This window comes from Vibrio kanaloae (assembly GCF_024347535.1).
Classification (GTDB): Bacteria; Pseudomonadota; Gammaproteobacteria; order Enterobacterales; family Vibrionaceae; genus Vibrio; species Vibrio kanaloae.
This window is the reverse complement of record NZ_AP025498.1, coordinates 744,014-766,632: the sequence shown is the minus strand read 5'-3', so window position 1 is coordinate 766,632 and position 22,619 is coordinate 744,014. Positions and strand designations below refer to the sequence as shown.

Annotated in this window: 21 protein-coding genes; 12 read left to right on the top strand and 9 right to left on the bottom strand. The window is 44.0% G+C overall.

From position 1 onward, the window contains the following. Nucleotides 1–62 precede the first annotated feature (62 nt). Entirely contained in the window at nucleotides 63–2,069 is a 2,007-nt protein-coding gene (rnb, locus tag OCV24_RS17585; RefSeq protein ID WP_046223102.1) for an exoribonuclease II, read from the top strand. A 116-nt stretch (nucleotides 2,070–2,185) separates the two neighbouring features. Continuing rightward, complete coding sequence (locus tag OCV24_RS17580; RefSeq protein WP_150877422.1) at nucleotides 2,186–3,010, top strand: helix-turn-helix domain-containing protein; 825 nt, start codon at nucleotides 2,186–2,188, stop codon at nucleotides 3,008–3,010. A gap of 99 nt (nucleotides 3,011–3,109) precedes the next feature. Here the strand turns inward: OCV24_RS17580 and OCV24_RS17575 are convergent, their stop codons facing one another. Beyond that, entirely contained in the window at nucleotides 3,110–3,472 is a 363-nt protein-coding gene (locus tag OCV24_RS17575) for a DUF3024 domain-containing protein (RefSeq protein ID WP_017058020.1), read from the bottom strand. Nucleotides 3,473–3,725: 253 nt separating this feature from the next. On the opposite strand from OCV24_RS17575, the gene OCV24_RS17570 reads away from it, so the two are divergent. Next, nucleotides 3,726–4,541 carry a phosphate ABC transporter substrate-binding protein gene (locus tag OCV24_RS17570; protein ID WP_017058019.1) on the top strand — a complete coding sequence of 272 codons (816 nt, stop codon included), beginning with the start codon at nucleotides 3,726–3,728 and terminating at the stop codon, nucleotides 4,539–4,541. Between the two features lie 114 nt (nucleotides 4,542–4,655). On the opposite strand, the gene OCV24_RS17565 is transcribed toward OCV24_RS17570, so the two are convergent. From OCV24_RS17565 to OCV24_RS17555, 3 genes are all read right to left on the bottom strand, one after another. Then, a complete protein-coding gene (locus tag OCV24_RS17565) occupies nucleotides 4,656–5,342 on the bottom strand; it encodes a MaoC family dehydratase (protein ID WP_017058018.1) in 687 nt (228 codons plus the stop codon). Nucleotides 5,343–5,628: 286 nt separating this feature from the next. After that, nucleotides 5,629–8,781 (bottom strand): efflux RND transporter permease subunit, encoded by a 3,153-nt coding sequence (locus tag OCV24_RS17560; RefSeq protein WP_046223104.1) that lies wholly within the window; start codon nucleotides 8,779–8,781, stop codon nucleotides 5,629–5,631. A gap of 11 nt (nucleotides 8,782–8,792) precedes the next feature. After that, complete coding sequence (locus OCV24_RS17555) at nucleotides 8,793–9,929, bottom strand: efflux RND transporter periplasmic adaptor subunit (RefSeq protein WP_150877424.1); 1,137 nt, start codon at nucleotides 9,927–9,929, stop codon at nucleotides 8,793–8,795. A gap of 259 nt (nucleotides 9,930–10,188) precedes the next feature. Between OCV24_RS17555 and OCV24_RS17550 the strand changes: the two genes are divergently transcribed. Continuing rightward, on the top strand, nucleotides 10,189–10,632 hold the full coding sequence (locus OCV24_RS17550; protein ID WP_017058015.1) for a dCMP deaminase family protein: 444 nt from the start codon (nucleotides 10,189–10,191) through the stop codon (nucleotides 10,630–10,632). Nucleotides 10,633–10,728: 96 nt separating this feature from the next. On the opposite strand, the gene OCV24_RS17545 is transcribed toward OCV24_RS17550, so the two are convergent. The 3 genes from OCV24_RS17545 to pepT all read right to left on the bottom strand — a co-directional run bounded on the left by OCV24_RS17545 (nucleotide 10,729) and on the right by pepT (nucleotide 13,449). Then, nucleotides 10,729–11,571: a mechanosensitive ion channel family protein gene (locus OCV24_RS17545; protein WP_102507028.1), complete on the bottom strand. Its 843-nt coding sequence runs from the start codon at nucleotides 11,569–11,571 to the stop codon at nucleotides 10,729–10,731. A 101-nt stretch (nucleotides 11,572–11,672) separates the two neighbouring features. Continuing rightward, on the bottom strand, nucleotides 11,673–12,140 hold the full coding sequence (locus OCV24_RS17540; RefSeq protein WP_046223106.1) for a DM13 domain-containing protein: 468 nt from the start codon (nucleotides 12,138–12,140) through the stop codon (nucleotides 11,673–11,675). A 76-nt stretch (nucleotides 12,141–12,216) separates the two neighbouring features. Next, the gene (gene pepT, locus OCV24_RS17535; protein ID WP_046223107.1) at nucleotides 12,217–13,449 is read right to left on the bottom strand and encodes a peptidase T; all 1,233 of its coding nucleotides are present in this window, start codon (nucleotides 13,447–13,449) and stop codon (nucleotides 12,217–12,219) included. A 346-nt stretch (nucleotides 13,450–13,795) separates the two neighbouring features. On the opposite strand from pepT, the gene OCV24_RS17530 reads away from it, so the two are divergent. From OCV24_RS17530 to OCV24_RS17520, 3 genes are all read left to right on the top strand, one after another. Then, nucleotides 13,796–13,942, top strand: a complete 147-nt coding sequence (locus OCV24_RS17530) for a hypothetical protein (protein WP_017058011.1) — start codon at nucleotides 13,796–13,798, stop codon at nucleotides 13,940–13,942. 416 nt (nucleotides 13,943–14,358) lie between these two features. Then, nucleotides 14,359–15,351 (top strand): aldo/keto reductase, encoded by a 993-nt coding sequence (locus OCV24_RS17525; RefSeq protein ID WP_017058010.1) that lies wholly within the window; start codon nucleotides 14,359–14,361, stop codon nucleotides 15,349–15,351. Nucleotides 15,352–15,565: 214 nt separating this feature from the next. Next, nucleotides 15,566–16,300: an RNA methyltransferase gene (locus OCV24_RS17520; protein WP_150877426.1), complete on the top strand. Its 735-nt coding sequence runs from the start codon at nucleotides 15,566–15,568 to the stop codon at nucleotides 16,298–16,300. Nucleotides 16,301–16,397: 97 nt separating this feature from the next. On the opposite strand, the gene fdxA is transcribed toward OCV24_RS17520, so the two are convergent. Next, nucleotides 16,398–16,721, bottom strand: a complete 324-nt coding sequence (fdxA, locus tag OCV24_RS17515) for a ferredoxin FdxA (protein ID WP_102507026.1) — start codon at nucleotides 16,719–16,721, stop codon at nucleotides 16,398–16,400. A 254-nt stretch (nucleotides 16,722–16,975) separates the two neighbouring features. Here fdxA and OCV24_RS17510 point away from each other — a divergent pair, with 254 nt between their 5' ends. From OCV24_RS17510 to OCV24_RS17495, 4 genes are all read left to right on the top strand, one after another. After that, the gene (locus OCV24_RS17510) at nucleotides 16,976–18,607 is read left to right on the top strand and encodes an NAD(P)/FAD-dependent oxidoreductase (RefSeq protein WP_102507025.1); all 1,632 of its coding nucleotides are present in this window, start codon (nucleotides 16,976–16,978) and stop codon (nucleotides 18,605–18,607) included. Between the two features lie 175 nt (nucleotides 18,608–18,782). Further along, a complete protein-coding gene (locus OCV24_RS17505; protein ID WP_077681338.1) occupies nucleotides 18,783–19,982 on the top strand; it encodes a DEAD/DEAH box helicase in 1,200 nt (399 codons plus the stop codon). A gap of 108 nt (nucleotides 19,983–20,090) precedes the next feature. Next, entirely contained in the window at nucleotides 20,091–20,495 is a 405-nt protein-coding gene (locus OCV24_RS17500; RefSeq protein ID WP_046223112.1) for a PPC domain-containing DNA-binding protein, read from the top strand. A gap of 85 nt (nucleotides 20,496–20,580) precedes the next feature. Then, complete coding sequence (locus OCV24_RS17495) at nucleotides 20,581–21,204, top strand: 3'-5' exonuclease (protein ID WP_046223113.1); 624 nt, start codon at nucleotides 20,581–20,583, stop codon at nucleotides 21,202–21,204. 85 nt (nucleotides 21,205–21,289) lie between these two features. Here the strand turns inward: OCV24_RS17495 and OCV24_RS17490 are convergent, their stop codons facing one another. Beyond that, nucleotides 21,290–22,126: a DUF6279 family lipoprotein gene (locus tag OCV24_RS17490; protein ID WP_102507023.1), complete on the bottom strand. Its 837-nt coding sequence runs from the start codon at nucleotides 22,124–22,126 to the stop codon at nucleotides 21,290–21,292. Nucleotides 22,127–22,412: 286 nt separating this feature from the next. On the opposite strand from OCV24_RS17490, the gene OCV24_RS17485 reads away from it, so the two are divergent. Beyond that, nucleotides 22,413–22,586 carry a hypothetical protein gene (locus OCV24_RS17485; protein WP_017058002.1) on the top strand — a complete coding sequence of 58 codons (174 nt, stop codon included), beginning with the start codon at nucleotides 22,413–22,415 and terminating at the stop codon, nucleotides 22,584–22,586. Nucleotides 22,587–22,619: the final 33 nt, after the last annotated feature.

Here is a 22,619-nt window from a genome sequence, read left to right as displayed (position 1 = left end):
GTAGTAATCGAGCCTCGCAATCATTATAGTATGCTCAAGTATCCTCGTTAGATAAAAGTAAGATGTTTCAAGATAATCCTCTGCTCGCTCAGCTAAAACAGCAAATCCAAGAAACCCTCCCTAAAAAGGAAGGTACGATCAAAGCCACTGAGAAAGGGTTTGGTTTTCTCGAAGTCGATAGCAAAACAAGCTACTTCATCCCGCCTCCGTACATGAAAAAATGTGTGCATGGCGACAAAGTCATTGCCATCATTCGTACAGAGAAAGAACGCGAAGTAGCCGAGCCAGAGGAACTGGTTGAACAAGGTCTTACTCGCTTCATCGCACGAGTTAAGCTTTTTAAAGGCCGACTGAACGTTGTTCCTGATCACCCGCAACTGAAAAAGCTGCAACTTAAAGCGAAAGCAATGAAGGGATTAAACCCTGAAACGCTAAAAGAAGGTGACTGGGTTGTTGCTCACATCGTTCAGCACCCATTAAAAGGTGACAACGGCTTTCTGGCTCAGATCTCCGAAAAAATCACAGACGCTGATGATAAGATCGCTCCTTGGTGGGTTACGCTGGCACAGAACGATCTGCCAAACAGTGAGCCTGCAGGCATCGACAACTGGCAGATCAATGATGACGCCGATCTTGAACGTGTAGATATGACTCACGTACCTTTTGTGACTATCGATGGCGAAAGCACAAAAGATATGGACGATGCACTTTACGCGAAAAAGAAAGAGAACGGCGATTTTGAACTGACTATCGCGATTGCTGATCCTACGGCTTACATCTCTCCAGATGACACAATGGATAAAGTAGCTCGTGAGCGTGGTTTCACGATTTACCTTCCAGGTCGTAACATCCCAATGTTGCCTCGAGATCTCGCAGACAACCTATGTTCTCTTATCGAGAATGAAATTCGCCCTGCTCTATGTTGCACAGTAACAGTATCTAAAGATGGCGTTATTGGCGACGACATCAACTTCTTCGCTGCAAACATCAAGTCTCACGCTCGTCTTGCCTACGACAACGTATCAGACTGGCTAGAAACCGGCGCATCAGAGAAGTGGCAACCATCAGAAGAAATCGCTGCGATTGTTTCTGACTTACACCAATTCGCTCAAGCACGTTCAGCCTGGCGCTCAGCAAACGCAGTTGTATTCCCTGACCGTCCCGATTACCGCTTTGAACTTAGCGAAGATAATGATGTTGTTGCTATTCATGCAGACATGCGTCGTAGCGCGAACAAGTTAGTTGAAGAGTCTATGATCAGCGCAAACATCTGTGCAGGTCGAGTATTAAAAGAAAGCTTCAACCAAGGTGTATTTAACTGCCATTCTGGTTTCAAGGCTGAGAAAGTCGCTGACGTGCTTGAGCTAGTAAACCCGCAAACGGAAACACCATTCACTGAAGAGCAAATCGTTTCTCTAGAAGGTTTTGCTACTCTACGTCGTTGGTTGGGTTCTTTGGACAACAGCTACTACGACAACCGTATTCGTAAATTCCAAGCGTACAGCGAAATCAGCAATGAGCCTGCGCCGCACTACGCGATGGGTTTAGACATTTACGCAACTTGGACTTCTCCAATCCGTAAATACGGTGACATGATTAACCACCGTATGCTTAAAGCGCACATTTTAGGTAAAGCACCAATTCAAACACCGGATGAAACCATCGGTGATGAGCTTGCCTTACACCGCCGTCACCACGGTATGGCAGAGCGCAATGTAGGCGATTGGTTATATGCTCGTACTCTAGCGAATGCTCCAGCAGATGAAACTCGCTTCCAAGCAGAGATCTTCGACATTAACCGTGCAGGTATGCGTGTGCGCCTGCTCGAAAATGGTGCCGCTGCATTTATCCCTGGTTCTCTTATTATTGATAATAAAGAAAGAATCGAATGCAACAGTGATATGGGCACTGTATCTGTCGATAAAGAAATGGTATACAAACTGGGAGACGTTTTAGAAGTAGTTCTCTCTGAAGTTAATCAGGAAAACCGTAACTTAGTAGCAAAACCTACTCAAGTTTTTGCAGACTTACCTAACGAACCTGAAACGACCAATGGAACAGAAGCTTAAATTCTTCTGAGTTCAACCTTCTAAAGGCGCTAATTGTTAGCGCCTTTTTTGTAAATGTCTCATGCTTAAACAATACTTAAAAAAGCAATCAAATTACAACCTCAAAGAAGCACGCTATGCCATCAATCACTATTACTCAGTTTAGCAATTTTATCCCCAGAAAACGGGAGCGTTACCCCATTTCAAAAAACGGTATCTTCATGGTATCGAAGGGCAGTATTTCTTTCAAGCTGCCTAACGGCACTGAAGCCTCGTTACAAGCTGGCGATTTCACACTTTACAATTCTGGTCAGATTAAAGACATCACAGTTAACACTGAAAATGGTGAATTCAGCGCAACCTGCTTAGATTTTGACTCGGCTATTTACCAAAATTTCATCAATCAGTTCAGCGATTTAGACTCGGCTCAACTTCCAGGCAAGTACCTTAAGTTCAATCAAACTGACACTGAGATCTTTCATTTAAAAGAGCTGATCATATCGCTTGCTGACTCGGCTTCTCAAAATGACTATGCACTTGTTCAACTGAGTTTGGCTCTATTATCCCTAATGGTAGAGAAGTACCCTGCATTACTAGTCCTCATTGCACGAGCTTCCAGTTTAACAGTGGTGCAAAAGGTTATACATTACATCGAGCAGAACATTGAAAACAACATTTCGTTAGAATCACTAGCCAGTTACATGGAGATGTCCCCTGCCACTCTGAAACGCCGCTTGTCTGCTGAAAATCTGTCGTTTTCAAATCTACTGAAGATAAAGCGAATTGCCCATGCTACAACACAACTCAGAACATCGAATAAGTCGATTACTCAAGTAGCCTATGAGTCTGGCTTTAAAAGTGCAGCTCACTTCAGTACCGCATTTAAAACACATCACGGTCAAACACCAAAAGATTTCCGAGCAGTAATAGCGCAAGCACAACTGCAAAAAATAAAACCGTGAGTCTAAAAATGATACTGGACGTATTCGCTGGAAGTGTCTTAATTAAAAGCTTATGCAGACAATTCCACTCTGGCATTACACCATCAAAAAGCAAAAGAGTTATGACCAGAAGTACGATTTAGGATCTTTTTCTATTTCAGTTAGAATTGCATCAAGATCCTTCGATTTAGGAAGATAGGGATAAGGTCCCCAATTCACTGAATCTGTTTCCGTATCATCTTCAAGTGGCACTGTCACCCACCAACAAGATAGCGACTCATCAAAGGTAACGCGGGCGATCTCATTTATATAATAGCTATGAGATGAATCAAGCAAGTAATACGCCTGAGAAAACAGTACACCTCTCTCACACTCTTCATATAGAGACTTGCCTAGCTCTACGGGTAAGCTGCAATTTCGAGAAGTACAGATCCTTTCAGCCCCAATTAAAAGACGATTCCGCTCTATATGAATGACGGACATAACACCCCTTGTAACTTCATAGAAACTTCTAAGTAGTGAATTCCTCTACTTAGCTTAGGACTCAACAAACATTTTAGCGAACAAACGCAATAAAAATACCCGCCCTGCTCCCAGAAACGAATCTTGCTTTCGTAAACCCAGAAAGCTATCACTCATCAAGCAAACAGCTATACGTCGAGCAAATGGAATTTCACAAAAGCGTCACATAACCGACTTATCATGCTCTACATATATTATTCACTAGGAGTTGTTTATGTTACGAGTCGCGCTTGCCTCTCTTTTGTCCTTGGCCCTATCTTCTCAAGCCGCTTTTGCACAAGAAACCAATATTTCGGGGTCCACTTCGGTGTCACGAGTGATGGATGTATTAGCTGAGGAGTACAACAAGACTCACCCTAATAACTATATTGCGGTTCAGGGGATTGGTTCCACAGCTGGTATTACCATGGTTGATAAAGGTGTGTCTGACATCGGTATGAGCTCACGCTACTTAACCGAGCTTGAACAAAACGAGAAGTTGACGGTATTTCCAATTGCCTTTGACGGCCTGGCCGTGGTGACCAACCGTTCAAACTCTGTGAGTAACGTTACTCGCGATCAGTTGTTCGATATCTACAAAGGAAAAATCACTAACTGGAAAGCCGTAGGGGGAGCAGATAAACCTATCGCAGTTGTGACTCGCGAAGCGTCTTCTGGTTCACGCTACAGCTTCGAGAGCTTACTTGGTTTAACGAAAATCATTAATGACCGCCTAGTGTCTGACATCAACCCAAATAACTTGGTTGTGAACAGCAACAGCATGGTGAAAACGATTGTTAACCATAACCCACACGCCATTGGTTTTATCTCTGTTGGTTCTGTTGACCGCTCGATTAAAGCAATCACATTTGAAGGCGTAGAGCCAACATCTAAGAACATTGCTAACCACAGCTATGAATTGGCTCGCCCATTCTTGTTGCTGCACAAAACAGACTCTGTTTCTGAAGAAAGCCAAGATTTCATCAAATTCGTGACATCGAAACGCGGGCAAGATCTTATCGAAGAGTACGGCTACATACGCATTAAGTAAGCGAAATGCTTTTAGTGATGTTATTAATGATGCTGGCAAGATCGATTTGATATGGCACAAACACAAAGAGAGAGCATTACGCTCTCTCTTTATTTAGGAATCTATAGATATCGCTTAGAAGTGAAGTTGAATCACCGAAACGATAACAGCACCTGGACGACGAATGCCTTCGATCTCTACACGAATTTCGCGTTCAATTTCTAGGCCTTTGTTAATTGGCGTCACTTTTGTTAGCGTACTTTTAGCACGAACGTTACTGCCTGACTTTACAGGGTATGGGAAACGTACTTGGTTAAGACCAATGTTTACAACCATCTTCGCTGTCGGGAATTGAGACTTATCAGGGTCAACACTGTCAGTCAGTCTAGGAAGCAGTGACAAGGTTAAAAAACCATGTGCAATAGTTGTTTTGAACGGAGAATCTGTTTCTGCTTTAGTAGGCTCAGTGTGAATCCACTGCATATCTTCTGTCACAAGCCCGAACTGGTTAATACGCTCTTGACTTACATTGATCCAGTCGCCAGTATGAATGACTTGCCCGATTTTCTGGTTAAGCTCATCAAACACAAGCTGCGCTTCTGGCTTTAACACGATCGGCTGTTCTATCGGCATCTCTGGTGTATCTTCATTTACTGCAGGTTTATGGTGATCACGAACCCACGCAAAGAAATGGCTATTTTGCGTACGATTAAGAAAGTCGTCCCAGTAATCTCTAAGAGCTGGAGACATCCATTGCATAAACTCTGAGTGTTGCGAAGACATGCTATCGCCTCGGTGTTTAAATAAATCAATGACTTTCATCAGAACCTCAATTCACAAAAAATTCAATACAATCCGTTAATTTTGAAACACTTCACATTATTGTGCAAACATTTTCGAGCATACAACCGTTAGCTCAACCTTGTTTTTTAATTTTAAAACAATCACTTATAAATAAAACATCATTTTATTAGACAGCCCCAATTAGAGTGTTAGTTCCGTCACATAACAAACATTTTGTTATATAAACAAGACTTGCCATTCCAAATATGAATAAAAAAGACCTAGCTCTACACTAAGTCTTAATTTTTATATATGAATAACTCGTTTATTCATCATCGAGTGGAATCAACTTGGTATTGCCACCGTGTGCTTTTTCACGCTTACGTTGCACGAATGCGTAGAAACCTGGTATTAAGAACGTACCTGCCAGTAACACACATAGCAGACCACCAATCAGTGAGATGCCTAAAGAGTTCTGGCTCACGTGCCCGGCACCCGCAGCGAAGATCAGTGGGAAAATACCTAAGATGAACGACCAAGACGTCATGTTCACAGCACGGAAACGTAGCGTACCGCCCTTCACCGCCGCATCTTCAATCGGTGCGTCTTTCTCTTCACGCTCTACTTTTGCAAATTCCACAATCAAGATTGCGTTCTTCGCGGCCAAGGCTATTAAAAGAACCAAACCAATTTGTGCATAGAGGTTCAACGGTGTACCTGTCAGGTTCAACGCTAAGAAGGAACCTAAGGTTGCAACCGGTACCACTAAGATAATCGCGATCGGGATTGTCCAACTCTCGTATTGAGCCACCATAAACAGGTAAATGAAAATCAGAGCCAGTGCGAAAGCAAAGATAGCTTGATTACCGGCTAGTACTTCTTGGTAAGCCATGCCTGTCCATTCATACTGATAACCCTGAGGTAATACTTCTGCGGCTACACGTTCCATTGCCGCAATCGCATCACCACTTGAATAACCCGGCGCTGGTTGACCTTGAATCACCGCACTGCGGTACATGTTGTAACGCCATGCGACATCTGGTTCAAAGATCTGGTCGTAAGTCACAAGCGTACTTAGCGGGATCATCTCGCCATTAGACGAACGTACATGGAATCGTTGTAGGTCATCCATGCTGCTACGGTGTTCACTGTCAGCTTGCATGGTTACGCGGAAGTTCTTACCAAACATGGTGAAATCATTCACGTACAGTGAACCAAGATTACCTTGCAGAGTTTGGAAGATTTCCGACAATGGAATACCTAACTGTTGTGCTTTCTCACGGTCGATATCGACATAGTAGTGAGGAACGTTGGCACGGAAAGTACTGAACGTATGTGAAATCTCAGGCTGTTTGTTCGCCTCAGCAATCACGTCATTCATTACCATCGCCAGGTCAGTTCGGCTACGCCCTAATGTATCTTCTAGAACAAACTCAAATCCAGACGCTGCACCCATGCCCGGCACTGCAGGAGGCCCCATGGCAAACACAATAGCTTGAGGCAGTTCAGTCGCTGCTTGGCCATTAATACGTTGTGAGATAGCCTGCGCAGAATGCTGACCATCCAATGCGTTACGCATGTCCCAATCGTGAAGCTTGATGAACATCGACGCACCATTCGAAGCAGAAGCGCCCGTCATGAATGCGTAGCCGTTCACCAGTGTCACACCATCAACTCCCGGTTCTTGCTCAACCATCTCTAGCAATTGCTCGGTGACATCTTCTGTACGAGACAGTGATGCCGCGTCAGGAAGCTGCACGTTAACCAGCAAGATGCCTTTATCTTCTTGAGGTACAAATGCCGTAGACGTGGTTTTCGCGAAGTAAGTAACAGCCGCCAAAGCAACAACGAAGAAAGTGAACAGCAGAACGCCTTTCTTGACTAAGAAACCTGCAACTTGACCGTATTTGTTAGTTACGGATTCAAGACCACGGTTAAACGCTTGATACCAACGTGCTGTGTTACCACCGCCCTGTTTAAGAACCAATGAACACAGTGCTGGTGACAGCGTTAGAGCGTTAATAGAAGAGATAACAACTGCAATACAGATAGTCAGAGCGAACTGACGATACATGATGCCGGTAATACCTGGCAGCATCGCGACTGGAATGAATACCGCTAACAGTACCAAAGTAGACGTAATAATCGGACCCGTTACTTCTTTCATCGCGATAAGCGTGGCTTTACGTGGTGAAATCGTTGGATCTTTTGCCATTGTGGTATCAACGTTTTCAATAACCAAGATCGCATCATCGACTACGATACCAATCGCCAATATCAAACCAAACAGGGTTACCGTGTTAATGGTAAAACCCGTCATCTGCATAACAGCAAAAGTACCAATCAAAGATACGGGAATCGCGACCACAGGAATCAAGGTCGCACGCGCACTACCCAAGAACAGGTACGTCACCGCAATAACCAGCAAGATAGCTTCGATCAACGTTTTTACTACCCCTTTGATCGATTCAGCAACGAACAGTGTGGTGTCGTAACTCGCTTCATAAGCAAAGCCTTCAGGGAAGTTCTTACTTAGATTATCTAGCATCGCCATTACCGCTTGGCCACTTTCCAGCGCATTCGCGTCTGACTGAAGTGACAGTGCTACGATTGAAGCGTCTTGACCACGGTATTTACCATTGCCATCGTAGAACTTTTTACCAAGCTCAACACGCGCCACGTCTTTTAAATAAACCGTCGAACCGTCTTGATTTGCGCGAAGCACTACATTTTCAAACTCATCAGCCGTTTCTAGTCGGCCTTTTGTTACCAAGTTGAACTGCACTTCTTGCGCGTTGTTATAAGGTGCTGCGCCAATACGGCCAGCCGCTACCTGAACGTTCTGTTCTGCCAACGCACGATTCACATCAGAGGTGGTGATATTGAGGTTAGCCATTTTTTCAGGATCTAACCAAACACGCATTGCGTATTCACCACCACCCAGTACATTCACCTCACTAATACCAGTAACACGCGCTAACTGGTCTTTAACGTTTAAGTTGATGTAGTTGATAAGAAACTGGTCGTCGTACTCACCGTTTGGCGAATAGAAATTCAATACCATCAACAGGTCAGGTGAACGCTTCTTAACCGTTACACCTACCATTCTAACTTCTTGTGGAAGCTTCGATTCGATTTGAGCCACTCGGTTTTGAACGTTGACCTGAGCCATATCTGGATCAGTACCAACATCAAAGGTCACGTTAAGGTTGTATGAACCATCGTTCGCACTTTTGGAAGACATATAGATCATATCTTCTACACCGTTAACCGACGTTTCTATGGGGTCAGCTATCGCCTGTTCCACCACTTCAGCACTGGCACCTGTGTAGAATGCCGATACACTGACCGATGGGGGGCTAATTTTTGGATATTCGGCCACTGGTAAGATAGCGAGAGAGATCGCACCCGCCAGCGTTAATATTATGGATATGACAAGGGCAAACTTAGGCCTTTGAATAAAGAAACGACTTAACATAAATAGCCCCCTTACTCAGCTTGGTCAGCAGAAGCTTGAATACGAACAGACATACCATTACGTACACGCTGTAAGCCTTGAGTGATGACCGCATCATCCCTCTCTAGTCCAGAGCGAACAATCACGCCACCTTCAACCTGGCGACCCATCTCGATGTTTCTACGCTCAGCAACGGGTTCAGCTTCGCCTTCAACCAATACCATCACGAAGTCACCTTCGAGGTCGGTCTGCACTGCGCGACGAGGAATGGTCACTACATCAATAGATTGTTTTTCACGTAGATCAACACGAACGTGTTGTCCTGGAAGTAGTTGCTGATTCGGGTTATCAGCAATCGCGCGCATCGCGATCGTACCAGTATTGAGGTTGATACGGTTACCTAAGAAGTCAAGCTGACCTAGGTGTTCGAACGCTTCACCATTCTCAAGCATGATCTGAACTTCCACTCGCTCACTGTCACCAGTACCGTCACCTTCAATACGATCCATACCTAGCTCGATACGCTCACGCTCACTGATGCTGAACGATGCATGGATTGGGTCTAAGCTAACTAAAGTCGTTAATATGCCGGAAGATGGAGAAACCAGGTCACCCGTGCTGACTTTGGTATCACTAATACGTCCAGAGAAAGGCGCAACAATCTTAGTATGAGAAAGCTGAACATTAGCAGCATGTAACTGAGCTTGACCAGCTTCAAGCTGTGCTTGAGAACCTAACAAGTTTGCGGTTAAAGCATCGAATTCCGATTGAGAAATACTGCCTTTAGGAAGTAGGTTCTTACCACGGTTAAAATCTAGCTCAGCCTTCTTAAGATTGGCGTTAGCTTGAGCAACAGCCGCTTTAGCACTTGCGACTTCAGCTTCAAATGATGAAGGCTCAATCGAGTAAAGCAGTTGCCCTTTTTCGACCATTTGACCTTCGTTGAAATGGCGGCTTTGCAGGTAGCCAGAGACTTGTGCAGTAATTGCCGTGTCTTCAACCGCTTCAATACGACCGATGTACGACTTACTTTGTTGGTGAGAAACGACGCTAACATCCTGTACAGCTACGAGAGGTAATGGCGCTTGCTTGGCATTTTGAGCATCTTGCCCACACCCAGCAAGAATAAGAGAGCTTGCAAGAGCCGTAAGGATTAACTTTTTACGCATGGTTATACCGTCACTAATGAGAAATTGAACAGCATAAAAGTTACGTAACACAAATGTCTAAAATGTCCGAGGAGTATCAATTATCACTTGAAAAGTGTTTCAACGTGTAACGGGCAACCTGATGCTTATAAAACACTTACAAACAGATAACAAATTTGCCTCAAATGAACCTTTCTCGCGCTTAGTAACTAGGTGTTTTGACTAACATCATGTATCTTCCAACATAAGCATTCATATTTAATTACTTAAGGTAATTCTCATGATTTCAAAATGGGCTAAACGTTTCTATCAAATGGCAGAGCTGGTTGGCTCTTGGAGTAAAGATCCATCCACTCAAGTTGGTGCTGTCATCACCAAACACAACCGTATCGTTTCAGTAGGCTTTAACGGCTACCCTCATGGCGTATCTGATAGTGCTGATACTGATGATCGTGAAATGAAATACCTAAAAACGTTGCATGCAGAAGAAAACGCAATCTTGTTCGCTAAGCGTGATTTAGACAGTTGTGAAATCTGGGTGACTCACTTCCCTTGTCCAAACTGTGCTGCAAAGATCATCCAAACGGGTATCTCCGCGGTTCACTGTCCTGAGCAAAGTGAAGACTTCCTTTCTCGTTGGGGAGATAAAATCAAAGTTAGCCAAGATATGTTCGAGCAAGCTGGCGTGCAAGTCGATTGGTTGCCAATTGCTGACTTAGACTAGTCTCGATTGATTAGAAACAGACAAAAAAGCCGAGAGTCGATTATATCGCTCTCGGCTTTCTTTTTATTCGGCTAATTTCATTCACAAAAACGAGGATTAAACGGTAACAGGAAACTCTTCAGCGTACGCTTCCATAAAATCTTTGCGAATATCTTGCTCTAGGTGGACCGCTTTTTCGGTTGGGCAGAAAATCATAAAGTGAACTTCTTGCTCACCCGTAGGGCTGCTAGTGATGTGGATATGAGGTTCTGAGCCTGGAAGATCGACACCTGCGTGTTTCTCAATCATACCGTTATAACGACGCGCAACATCAATAAACTCTTCACAATGCTCTTCAATTTTAACGGTAAGATCTGGCAACATAGGATACAAGTTGACAAAGTCCCTCACCGTCACTGAAAAATTATGATAGACGTACCGCTTCATGAAATTAAGGTTCTTCACGGGATAAGTGAAAAACATACTGTTGGGTAGTGTTGCTGTCTTACCTGTGAAGTGATATTGCCCATGATAAAGATCAATTTCCTGGATCACAGTCGCCATCAGATTATGCTCTATCACCTCACCACTTATTTTCCCTACCTCAATCCAATCACCGATTCGAAATGAACGTGAGCTTGCCCGTTGAATTGAACCAGTGAAGCACAAGATAATCTCTTTCGAGGCTACAACGATCGCGACAGCAATAGCGGTTACCGACAGTGCAAATTCGCTGATTTCAGATTTCCATAAAACAAACATCGTAAACACAACCACGGCAACCGTACCGTTCTTAGTTCGTGACATCCAATTACGTTGGTCTTCGCTTAGAAAAGCAACATCACCTCGAATTTGAGACAAAGTGATTCGGCGAATGATCAAAATAATGCAAATGATCAGAGCACTAAAAATAAACTTATGAGTGAGTAGAAAGTCTATTACTTGCCACATCTTTTCCATTACTTATCCCTTTAGCATTACAACGATTAGCGAAAAACTGCGCTATGAAAAAGCACTCAATTGTAGAACGCTCTTTCATGCTGATATCAGCTATTAGGCTATCATTTTATCTTGGCAGAAGTAATAAACTGGCCAAAAGTTTCACACCAAATCACTACGGTATTAAATCTATTAAAATCAACACCTTCGGGAAGCTCAACCATAAATCGGTCGAATGTTTTCACATCTCCGACTTTAAGTAACTCACTCTTGCTGTCATTGAAGGCTTGCTCAGTTTCAATAAACTTAGGTGAGAGATAAACCTTGTAGTCAGGTCCCGGAGCCAATTCGCCTTCAAACGCAATCGCACTTTCAGACACCGAGACGATGCCCACTCCCCAATGCAAGAAATCACTGTCTTGGCGATCTTTGCTAAATTCGCCCGTATAAATAGCTTGTTGTGAGATAGCTTCAACTGAACTCGAAGATGGAGAATCAGGCTCAATTAAGATAGGTAAGGCGTAAACACCAAGCCCAAAACCAACAACACCCACGGCTAGGTGGGTGCAAAGTAAAACTAACTTTTTCATCGCGTACTCCCTTATACTTAAAGAGAGTATTATTGAATAGTCCCAAAAATACAAAGAGATATCGCGTTATAAGCTGCTATTTTTGGTAGTACAAAGCAGTACGTTGAGACAGCTCAACAATCACTTTCACTGCCTGTTCCATACCTTGAATGGTAATGAACTCATGAATACCGTGGAAGTTATAACCGCCAGTAAAGATATTCGGGCAGGGTAAACCCATGAATGATAGGCGAGCACCGTCTGTACCGCCTCGAATAGGCTTGATCATTGGCTCAACATCGCACTCAATCATTGCTTGCTTCGCCAACTCAATAATATGTTGATGCGGCTCAACCATCTCTTTCATATTAAAGTAGCCGTCTGTTAGCACTAACTCGACACGACCTTTCTCAAGACGCTCGTTCAGTTCATCCACTTTCTGCTGCATGAATATCTTACGCGCTTCTACGCCATCACGCTCAAAATCACGGATGATGTAACCCAGTTCAGAGCGAGCCACGCCCATTTCAGCCGATTTCAGATGATAAAAACCTTCATAACCTTCGGTGCATTCTGGTGTTTCTTGCGTTGGCATCATCAGTTGGAATTGCGCCGCTATATTCATCGAGTTCACCATTTTACCTTTTGCGGTACCCGGGTGAACGTTCACGCCATGACAGATAACGTCAGCGCTCGTGGCATTGAAGTTCTCAAATTCAAATTCCCCTACTGGCCCACCGTCGATGGTGTACGCCCACTCGGCGCCAAATTGTTCAACGTCAAACAGGTTCGCACCGCGGCCAATCTCTTCGTCTGGCGTGAATCCAATACAAATATCGCCATGTTTGATGTCTGGATTCGCTTTCAGGTAAGCAATCGCGCTGATGATTTCAGCGATGCCCGCTTTGTTATCGGCACCAAGCAGAGTCGTACCATCGGTCGTGATCAGGTCATGACCGTGCAGAGCATCGAGGTCTGGGTATTGGCTCGGGGTTAAGCACTCACCACTTGCTCCTAGTTCAATGGATCCGCCTTGGTAATCTTTAATCACCTGCGGTTTCACGTTCGCACCAGAAGCATCAGGAGCGGTATCCATGTGCGCCACAAAACCAATCGCTGGCACTGGGTAATCGACATTCGATGGCAGTTTCGCCATCAAATAGCCATTTTCATCTAAAGAAATGTTAGCTAACTCTAATTCATTCAATTCTGACTTTAAGGCTTCAGCAAACGTGGTTTGACCCGGCGAACTTGGACATAGCGGATGAGAGGGATCGGATTTGGTATCAAAAGTAACGTAATTCAGAAAGCGTTCGACAAGCTTTTCCATAATTCATCTCACCATGGATTAAGTAATTGGTTCACTGACTTAATAATAAATGTAGTTAAGTAATTTATTATTGAAGAGTTACTTACGTAGAGTCAGTCACGAGGTTTTCATCTTACGCCCCTGACCGCGTATGTAATTGCTCTAAATCATTGTTGAACGAAGTTAAATGAGCCGCCTATACTGTAAAAAGAAGGTTTCGTCAGTTACACCCTGTATAAGGATGATAAATGATGACTTTGTACGCATTCTACGCCCTCCGCTCTCAGCCTAAAAAAGTACAAAGGGGATGATGATCACGGTTTATCCTTCATGCAGTATCTGTCATACGTTACACGGAGACACAGTTATGACGATTAATAAGTATTTTATTTTCTCTCCTCAAGCCTCTGAGGAAACGCTTCAACCAATATTGACTGAGAAAGAAGTTCAAAGGCAAGAAGCTCTAAGACAGGCGCAGACCCAGGGTGGGTTAGACACAAACGCGACCTCGTAACTCAATAAAGACCCCTATAAAAAAGCTCTGCGCTCTATCCTGTAGAGCTTTTTTATTTTTGAACTGTTCTCCTCTCCCCAACTCCCAAAAAAGCTGAACATTAAACCTTCACTCGTCGCTTCTTGCTCTTCACTTCTCGCTCACCGTTCGGCTCATAATTTCTCGCGAATGTATTTTCACGCATGACACACGCTAGCTTATCGCGCTGAAAAATGACTCATTAAACATCCCCCAGCCATACCTTGTCGTGCAATTTTGTGCTAATAATTCATATTCGTTTTCATTCCTCACTCGCCGTCTTTTCAAATGATTTTATGCGAGTACCAGAGAACTTAACCACAGGAATCCCTAATTCAATGGAATATTCAAAACTAGGAAGTAGTCAAATTCCCGTTTCCCGTATCTGCCTTGGTAGCATGACTTGGGGGCTACAAAATACGCAACAGCAAGCCGACCAACAGATCGAATACGCATTAAGCCAAGGTATTAACTTTATCGATACGGCAGAGATGTACGCGGTTCCACCTTCTCCAGATACCTATGGCAAAACAGAAGCAATCATTGGTAACTGGTTATCGCGTAACCCACAGCGTCGTCAAGAGTTGATCATTGCGAGCAAAATTGCCGGGCCAGGGCTTCCTTGGGTTCGAGATGGTGGCCCGATAACCGGTGAAGCCGTGATCGCAGCCGTTGATGCATCATTAAAACGCCTTCAAACAGACTATATCGACCTTTATCAACTTCATTGGCCAAATCGCACCACACCTCACTTTGGCAAACATATCCCAAATCACATTCGATTCAGCGATATCGACCGAAAACAGCATGAAGCGGAGATGTTGGAGATCCTACAAGCATTAGCGAGCTGTATTAAAGCGGGTAAGATCCGCCATGTCGGTCTTTCAGATGACACCACTTGGGGCATTAACACGTATCTTAAGCTAAGTGAAAAACATGATTTGCCACGAATGGTCTCGATTCAGAATGAATTCAGCCTACTGCACGCGAAAGATTGGCCATATTTAATTGAGAACTGTGTGCATGAAGACGTCGCTTACCTGCCGTGGTCACCTTTAGCCGCAGGTATGTTGAGTGGAAAGTACATTGATGGCGCAAGACCAAAAGGTAGCCGCTGGACATACATGCAGCGTAAAGGCATTTTCCGTGATACTGAATCTGCCAATGAAGCGGTTAAAGGCTATGTTGAAGTGGCAAACGCTCACGGGTTCACTCCGAGCCAGCTTGCATTAGCGTGGTGTAATCAAGTCGACGGTGTTACCTCGACCATTATTGGTGCAACCACGATGGAACAGCTTAAAGAAAACGTAGCCGCTTTCAGTAAGCCGCTTTCAGAAGAGATCCTCACCGATATCAACACCGTGTTTAAGCGCTACCCTGCCCCATATTAATCATAAGGGTCAGCTCATTTTCTCGGTTCAGCCTAGCCTTCTCAGTTCAGCTTAACCCTGAGTAAATACATCAGACAAGAGCGCGCTATTTAGTGCGCTTTTCTTTTTGTAAGTGGGTCGCTTTTGCTTTTTATATGGATCGCATTGAGCTATCACGCTTTTGGTTCGCCAACCTTTGCTCTATAATGCGCGGGCTTATATCTAGGATAAAAACATGATTTCAAAAAACCAATTAAAACTCCTTCGTGCTTTGGGTCACAAGAAACAACGTAAAGCCCACGGCCTGTTTCTAGTTCAAGGTGAAAAGAACGTTCTTGAGCTGTTCAATAGTGACTTAGTGGTGAAGAACGTCTTTGCTACTGCTGATTTCTTATCTGAAAATCATGCTTCACTGATTGAGTTTGATTGTGTTGAAGCCTCGCTGGATGACCTCACCAAAGCGAGCACTTTGGTAAGCAACAATGCCGCGATTGCGGTTGTTGAGATCCCAACGTTTGAACTACCAGAAGCAACAGGACTGATGATTGCGCTTGATGGCGTTTCAGACCCGGGCAACCTAGGTACGATTATTCGCGTGGCAGACTGGTATGGCATCAAGCATATCGTTGCAAGCAGCGATTGCGCAGACCCGTACAACCCTAAAACGATCAGTGCAACTATGGGTAGCTTTGGCCGAGTACACGTAAGCCAAACAAACTTACCTGAATACTTAGAGCAAGCGAGCCTGCCTGTTTACGGTGCGTTCTTAGAAGGTGAAAGCATTCATAAGACTGATTTCACTGCCAACGGCATTTTACTGATGGGTAGCGAGTCTCACGGTATCCGTGAACATGCGGCTAAATACGTGACTGACAAGATTACGATTCCAGCATTCGGTGATGCAGAGTCACTAAACGTAGCAATGGCGACAGGTATTATTCTCGACAACATGCGTCGTCAGCACAGCTAGACCCCATAAGCTAACGAGCCAATCGACAGTGTTCAGATATTAAAAAAGGCGTATTGATTAAATCAGTACGCCTTTTTATTTGAGTGATTTTCAACAATTACTTTTCTAACATTGCCAACTTATCAGACACACCATTCCACTTTTCAGCGTCATCCATCGGTGCGGCTACTTCCGTTTGCACAGGCCAAATCTCAGCGAGCTCTGCGTTCACTTCGATAAAGATCTTTTGATCTTCTGGCAGCTCATCTTCTTGGAAGATCGCTTGAGCATCACATTCAGGTACACATAAACCACAATCAATGCACTCGATTGGGTTAATTACCATGAAATTCGGGCCTTCATGGAACGCATCTGCGGGGCACACGGCCACACAGTCTGTGTATTTACATTGAATACAATTATCGCCTACGACAAATGCCATGATGCTCTGCTCTATAAGTTAGTCAAAATTGAAGAATGGGGATAATACTCATCCCAAAGCAAAATTCAACATCATACGACTCTAATATCCTGTCTATTTGCTCCATGTTTCCAAATTAGTATGACAGATAAATCAATTTCTCGTAAAATGCGCGCCATTGTGAGCTTATCGCTTCTTTCAACATCAGCGTTTTCATCAAACTCTGTGTTTAGATGTGGTCTAGCTAAGACACCTATAAAAAACGAGACATCGAAATGATACGTTTAACCGAAATTAAACTCCCACTAGACCACGAAGAGTCTGCCATTCAAGACGCGATTGAAGCGAAGCTTGGTATTAACTCTGATCAGGTACTTTCTTTTAATATCTTTAAACGTGGCTACGATGCTCGTAAGAAATCGAAGATCCTACTGATCTACACGCTGGATGTTCTTGTTGAAAACGAAGCTGAGCTGCTAGAGCAATTCATCAGTGACCCGCACGTAAAAATCACTCCAGACATGGAATACAAATTCGTTGCTAAAGCCGTTGAAAACCAAACTGAGCGCCCTGTGGTTATCGGCTTTGGCCCTTGTGGTTTGTTCGCTGGCCTAGTGCTTGCTCAAATGGGCTTCAACCCAATTATCGTTGAACGTGGTAAAGAAGTTCGTGAACGTACGAAAGATACCTTTGGTTTCTGGCGTAAGCGCGCTCTGAACACAGAATCAAACGTACAGTTTGGTGAAGGCGGCGCAGGCACATTCTCGGACGGTAAGCTGTACAGCCAAGTTAAAGATCCAAAGCACTACGGCCGTAAAGTAATTGAAGAGTTCGTTGCTGCGGGTGCACCAGAAGAAATTCTATACGTAAGTAAGCCGCACATCGGTACCTTTAAACTGGTTACCATGATCGAAAAGATGCGCGCTTCTATCATTGAACTTGGTGGCGAAATCCGTTTCAGCACTCGTGTTGACGACGTTCATATGGAAGATGGTCAAATCACTGGCCTAACGCTTTCTAACGGTGAAGAGATCAACTCTCGTCACGTGGTATTGGCTGTTGGCCACAGTGCTCGTGACACGTTTGAAATGCTGTACGATCGTGGTGTTTACATGGAAGCGAAGCCTTTCTCTGTTGGTTTCCGTATCGAACACAAGCAATCGATGATCGATGAAGCTCGTTTCGGTAAGAACGCAGGCAACCCAATCCTTGGTGCGGCGGACTACAAACTGGTTCACCACTGTAAGAATGGCCGCACTGTATACAGCTTCTGTATGTGCCCAGGCGGTACTGTAGTTGCTGCAACGTCTGAAGAAGGCCGCGTTGTAACTAACGGCATGAGCCAATACTCTCGTGCAGAGCGTAACGCAAACAGCGCAATCGTTGTAGGTATCGACCCAGAACGTGATTACCCTGGTGATGCACTGGCTGGTATCCGTTTACAGCGTGAACTAGAAAGCGGCGCTTATGTTCTTGGCGGTGAAAACTACGATGCCCCAGCTCAGAAAATCGGTGACTTCTTGAAAGGTCGCGATCCAAGTGCAATCGGTGAAGTACAACCGTCATTCACGCCAGGTATCCACCTGACTGATATTTCAAAAGCGCTGCCTGATTTTGCTATCGAAGCGATTCGTGAAGCCATCCCAGCGTTCGAGAAGAAGATCAAAGGTTTCTCTACGCCGGACGGCCTATTAACAGGTGTTGAGACTCGCACGTCTTCTCCTGTATGTATCAAGCGTGGTAAAGACTACCAAAGCATCAACCTTAAGGGCTTCTTCCCTGCAGGTGAAGGCGCAGGCTACGCTGGCGGCATCCTGTCTGCTGGTATCGACGGCATTAAAGTCGCTGAAGCTTTAGCACTGTCTATGGCAGAACAGAACCAAGCTGAAAAGGTTGATATTGCTTAACTGTTAACCATAAGCCAAAACCAAAAAATCCAGTGCCCTAAACGCACTGGATTTTTTATGTGCATGTGACTAGCGGTACACAAGCAACATGGTAGAATGCCGCCATTAATCTTATCCTTGTATAAGATTGTTGAACCTTTCCATCGCTATTTAGCCAAATCATACCGAGAAACTTATGCCATTTTCCAAGCTTGGATTAAGCTCACCTATTGTTAAAGCCGTTGCAAAACAAGGCTATGAAAAGCCAACCTCTATTCAAGAAAAAGCAATTCCGATTGTGCTTTCTGGTAAGAACCTTATTGCGGCAGCACAAACAGGTACAGGTAAAACTGCGAGCTTTGTTCTCCCTATCTTAGAAATGCTAAGTAAAGGTGAAACACAACGTAAAAAACGTATTCGTGCTGTTATTTTGACACCAACTCGTGAGCTTGCGATTCAGGTTGAGCAGAACATTACTAAGTACGCGAAGTTCCTAAACCTAACATCACTAGCGATGTACGGTGGCGTGTCTTACCAGCACCAGAAAGACCGCTTGATTGAAGGCGTCGATATTCTTGTGGCAACACCAGGTCGTTTAATCGACATGTACGGACAACGCGCGGTTCATTTTGATGAAGTTGAAGTTCTGGTTCTTGATGAAGCTGACCGCATGCTAGACATGGGGTTCATTGAAGACATCAACAAGATCATCGCACGTCTACCACAAGACATCCAAAACCTGCTGTTCTCGGCAACACTTTCAACGCCAGTGCGTGCGCTAGCGAAAAGTGCAATCAGTGAAGCGGAAGAGATTTCGATTGCCAAGACTGATGCGTCTAAAGCGAACATTGAGCAATGGTTAGTGACCGTAGATAAAGACCGTAAGTCAGCACTATTGAGCCACATGATTACCGAAGGTAACTGGGACCAAGCGCTTATCTTTATCGAAACCAAGCATGGTGCGGCTAAGTTGGTGGCTCAACTTGAAAAGCGTGGCATTCAGGCAGAAGCTTTCCACAGTGGACGTAGCCAAGCGATCCGCGAAAAGATCTTGGCTGATTTCAAGAAAGGTCGCCTAAAATACTTAGTAGCGACAGGCGTTGCTGCTCGTGGTATTGATATCGACAACCTAAGCCGCGTAGTCAACTACGACATACCATTCCCAGCGGACGACTATGTTCACCGTATTGGTCGTACAGGCCGTGCTGATGCGTCTGGTGAAGCGATCTCTTTCCTATCGAAAGACAACTTTAAGAACCTGTGCATTATCGAAAAACGTCTTGGTCACTTGATTGAGCGTCGCGTAGTTGAAGGTTTCGAACCACGCAAAGAAGTGCCAATCTCTGTATTGAACTTCGTGCCTAAAAAGAAAAGAGATCTGCAGCAACCTGAGTAATTTCAGATTTAGAAAATGCGAAAGTCGCGTTAGCTAAAACAAAAATAAGACGAAGCCCAATGTGGCTTCGTTTTGTTCTTGAAATACAAATAAAACGGAGGCAATAAGATGCTCACTCCTATCGCAAAGAGATTAACCCGAGGCCAAGATCTAAAGCTTGAGATCCAGAGGTTAGTCACAGCACATAATGTCTCGGCAGGCTCTATTGCGTCTTGTGTCGGGTGTGTTTCTCAACTCAATATTCGTTTGGCCAATGCGAACAACACCAAGCTAATCAAAGCTCCGTTCGAAATCGTATCAGTAATGGCAACCCTAACGCCTAACCACCAGCACGTTCATATATCCGTTGCTGATGAAAATGGCGATGTGATTGGCGGGCATTTACTTGAAGGAACGATTATAGCGACCACCGCTGAATTGATTGTTCACCGCTACGATACCTTGACCTTCAACAGAGAGCATGATGATTCGACGGGTTACACTGAGCTCACTGTCAGTAGCAACACTCAATAGAACAACAACACGTAATAGATTGACCCATAGCAACAGCAAACGCCCCATATAAAGCAATACTACTAAACAGCAATTAGGAAATACGATGGCTTCAAACTCCGCAGATTCCGTTATCGTTCTCGATTTCGAAACCACAGGCTTATCTCCCAACATGGGCGACCGAGCGATTGAGATCGGTGCAGTTAAGCTCGTTAACGGCGAAGTTGTCGACACCTTCCAACAACTCATGAACCCTGGGTTTCGTGTCAGTGGATTCATTGAAGGTTATACAGGGATCAGTAACCGTATGTTAATCACAGCGGCCAGTTGTAGTGAAGTGATGGATGAGTTTGCAGACTTCATTCAAGGCAGCCAACTTGTTGCTCACAATGCGTCGTTTGATAAGCGCTTTCTCGATGCCGAGTTCGACTTTATTGGCCGAGACTATACAGGTAAGTTCGCTTGCTCAATGTTGATTGCTCGCCGCTTGATCCAAGATGCACCGACCCATAAGCTAGGCGACCTTGTGCGCTTTAAGAATATCGACAACGACGGTACTTTCCACAGAGCGTTAGCCGATTCAGAAATGACAGCACGCTTATGGTTATTAATGATTGATGAACTGCAAAGTGATCACGGTATTCAACAACCGAGCTTTCAATTGATGCAGAAAATATCTAAGACCGCTAAAGGCTCTATTCCAAAACTGTTGATGAGTAATCGAGGTTAATACCCTTACAGTACGATAATGGCTGGAAAGTTGATTGATTTAACAAGATCAGCCTTATCATCTATTAACGAAGATTACTTGTTCCCTACTCCTGCAGTGTCACCAGCGTTGATTTGATACTTTCTAATTCACTCATGAAATAAGACCATTGCTTCTCACTGCTCACTGTGGCGATCTCGACTAAGAACCTAGCTGATGTCTGCATATTCTTATTAAGCTGAGACTTCAGTTGCTCTGGATAATAAGCTTCGTTGTTCAAAAGCAGGTTCATAATAATTGGCTGCGCAATATGCAGATCGGTCTTCTTTTGCATCAGTGTCGATAGATCTTGATAAGTGTTATTTTGATATTGGCGCCAGCTATCATTGGTATTAATCCACTCTTGAGACCAAGTAGAAATAATCTGTTGTTGCTCTTTCGATACTGATCCAAGCCACCGCTCTAGCCTATCTTCTATTCGACTTCGATATCGTTCCCTCGAATCTTCATCATTCAATGATAACCTTTCTTCGTAATAGTCTTGCTGCTTTTCCCTGAAGTTCTTTAAGAATTCGTTATCTTGCTTAAGGGTAAGCTGCATACTTAATCCGTAGACATCGGGAGCTAATTTATTAACGATAGAACGAATATGATGTTTAACTTGCTCACTCTGGTCAACGATAAACGCAGAATTAATATCGGAACGAGCAATACTTTGAATCACTTCTAATTGCGAAATATACAGCGGCAGTTGAGTTTCTTTATGCCATTGCTGTAATAAATCGAAGCGTTCTTCGAGCTCTGATTCTTGACTATTAGATAGAGAAACAAAATCTTCGATATAGCTAACCGCAAACCAACTGATATTGTTATAGGCGAATTTCGTCCCACACCCAGCAAATAGAAAGCACACGAATACGACTAACCAACGGCATTTCCTCATTACACCCTCTCATCACATGTTACTGGTCAACGAACACCAAAATGGTCTTATCAGATTACTGTTGACCTTATAACATTAGCTATAAAAGCACCTTATCGTAAAAACTTTCAGATAAATTGAGACTTCACCTTGCTAAACCGTCTATTTAGGCAAATGATTAAAATAAAAATTACGACTAGCAGTGATATTATTCGACTTTTTATTGTTCATTGAAGAACAATGCAATACATATTAACGGTATGTATTTTGCATAGAATTATAATGGTTAGTATTTGGGAGGCAAGCTATGGCCGCTATTCCTCATCATACAAGCGAGTTAGAATATGAGCTTTGCTATTTTGACGCTGGAAAAATAACCACAATTACGATATTCGCTAATAATCGACAGGAAGCGATGACTTGGTATCTTAGCGAAGGAAAACATATCAACGATCTTTATTCCATCAGACCTGATGAATAGATCAACTGTGGAAACCCCTTTACTGCATTGTCG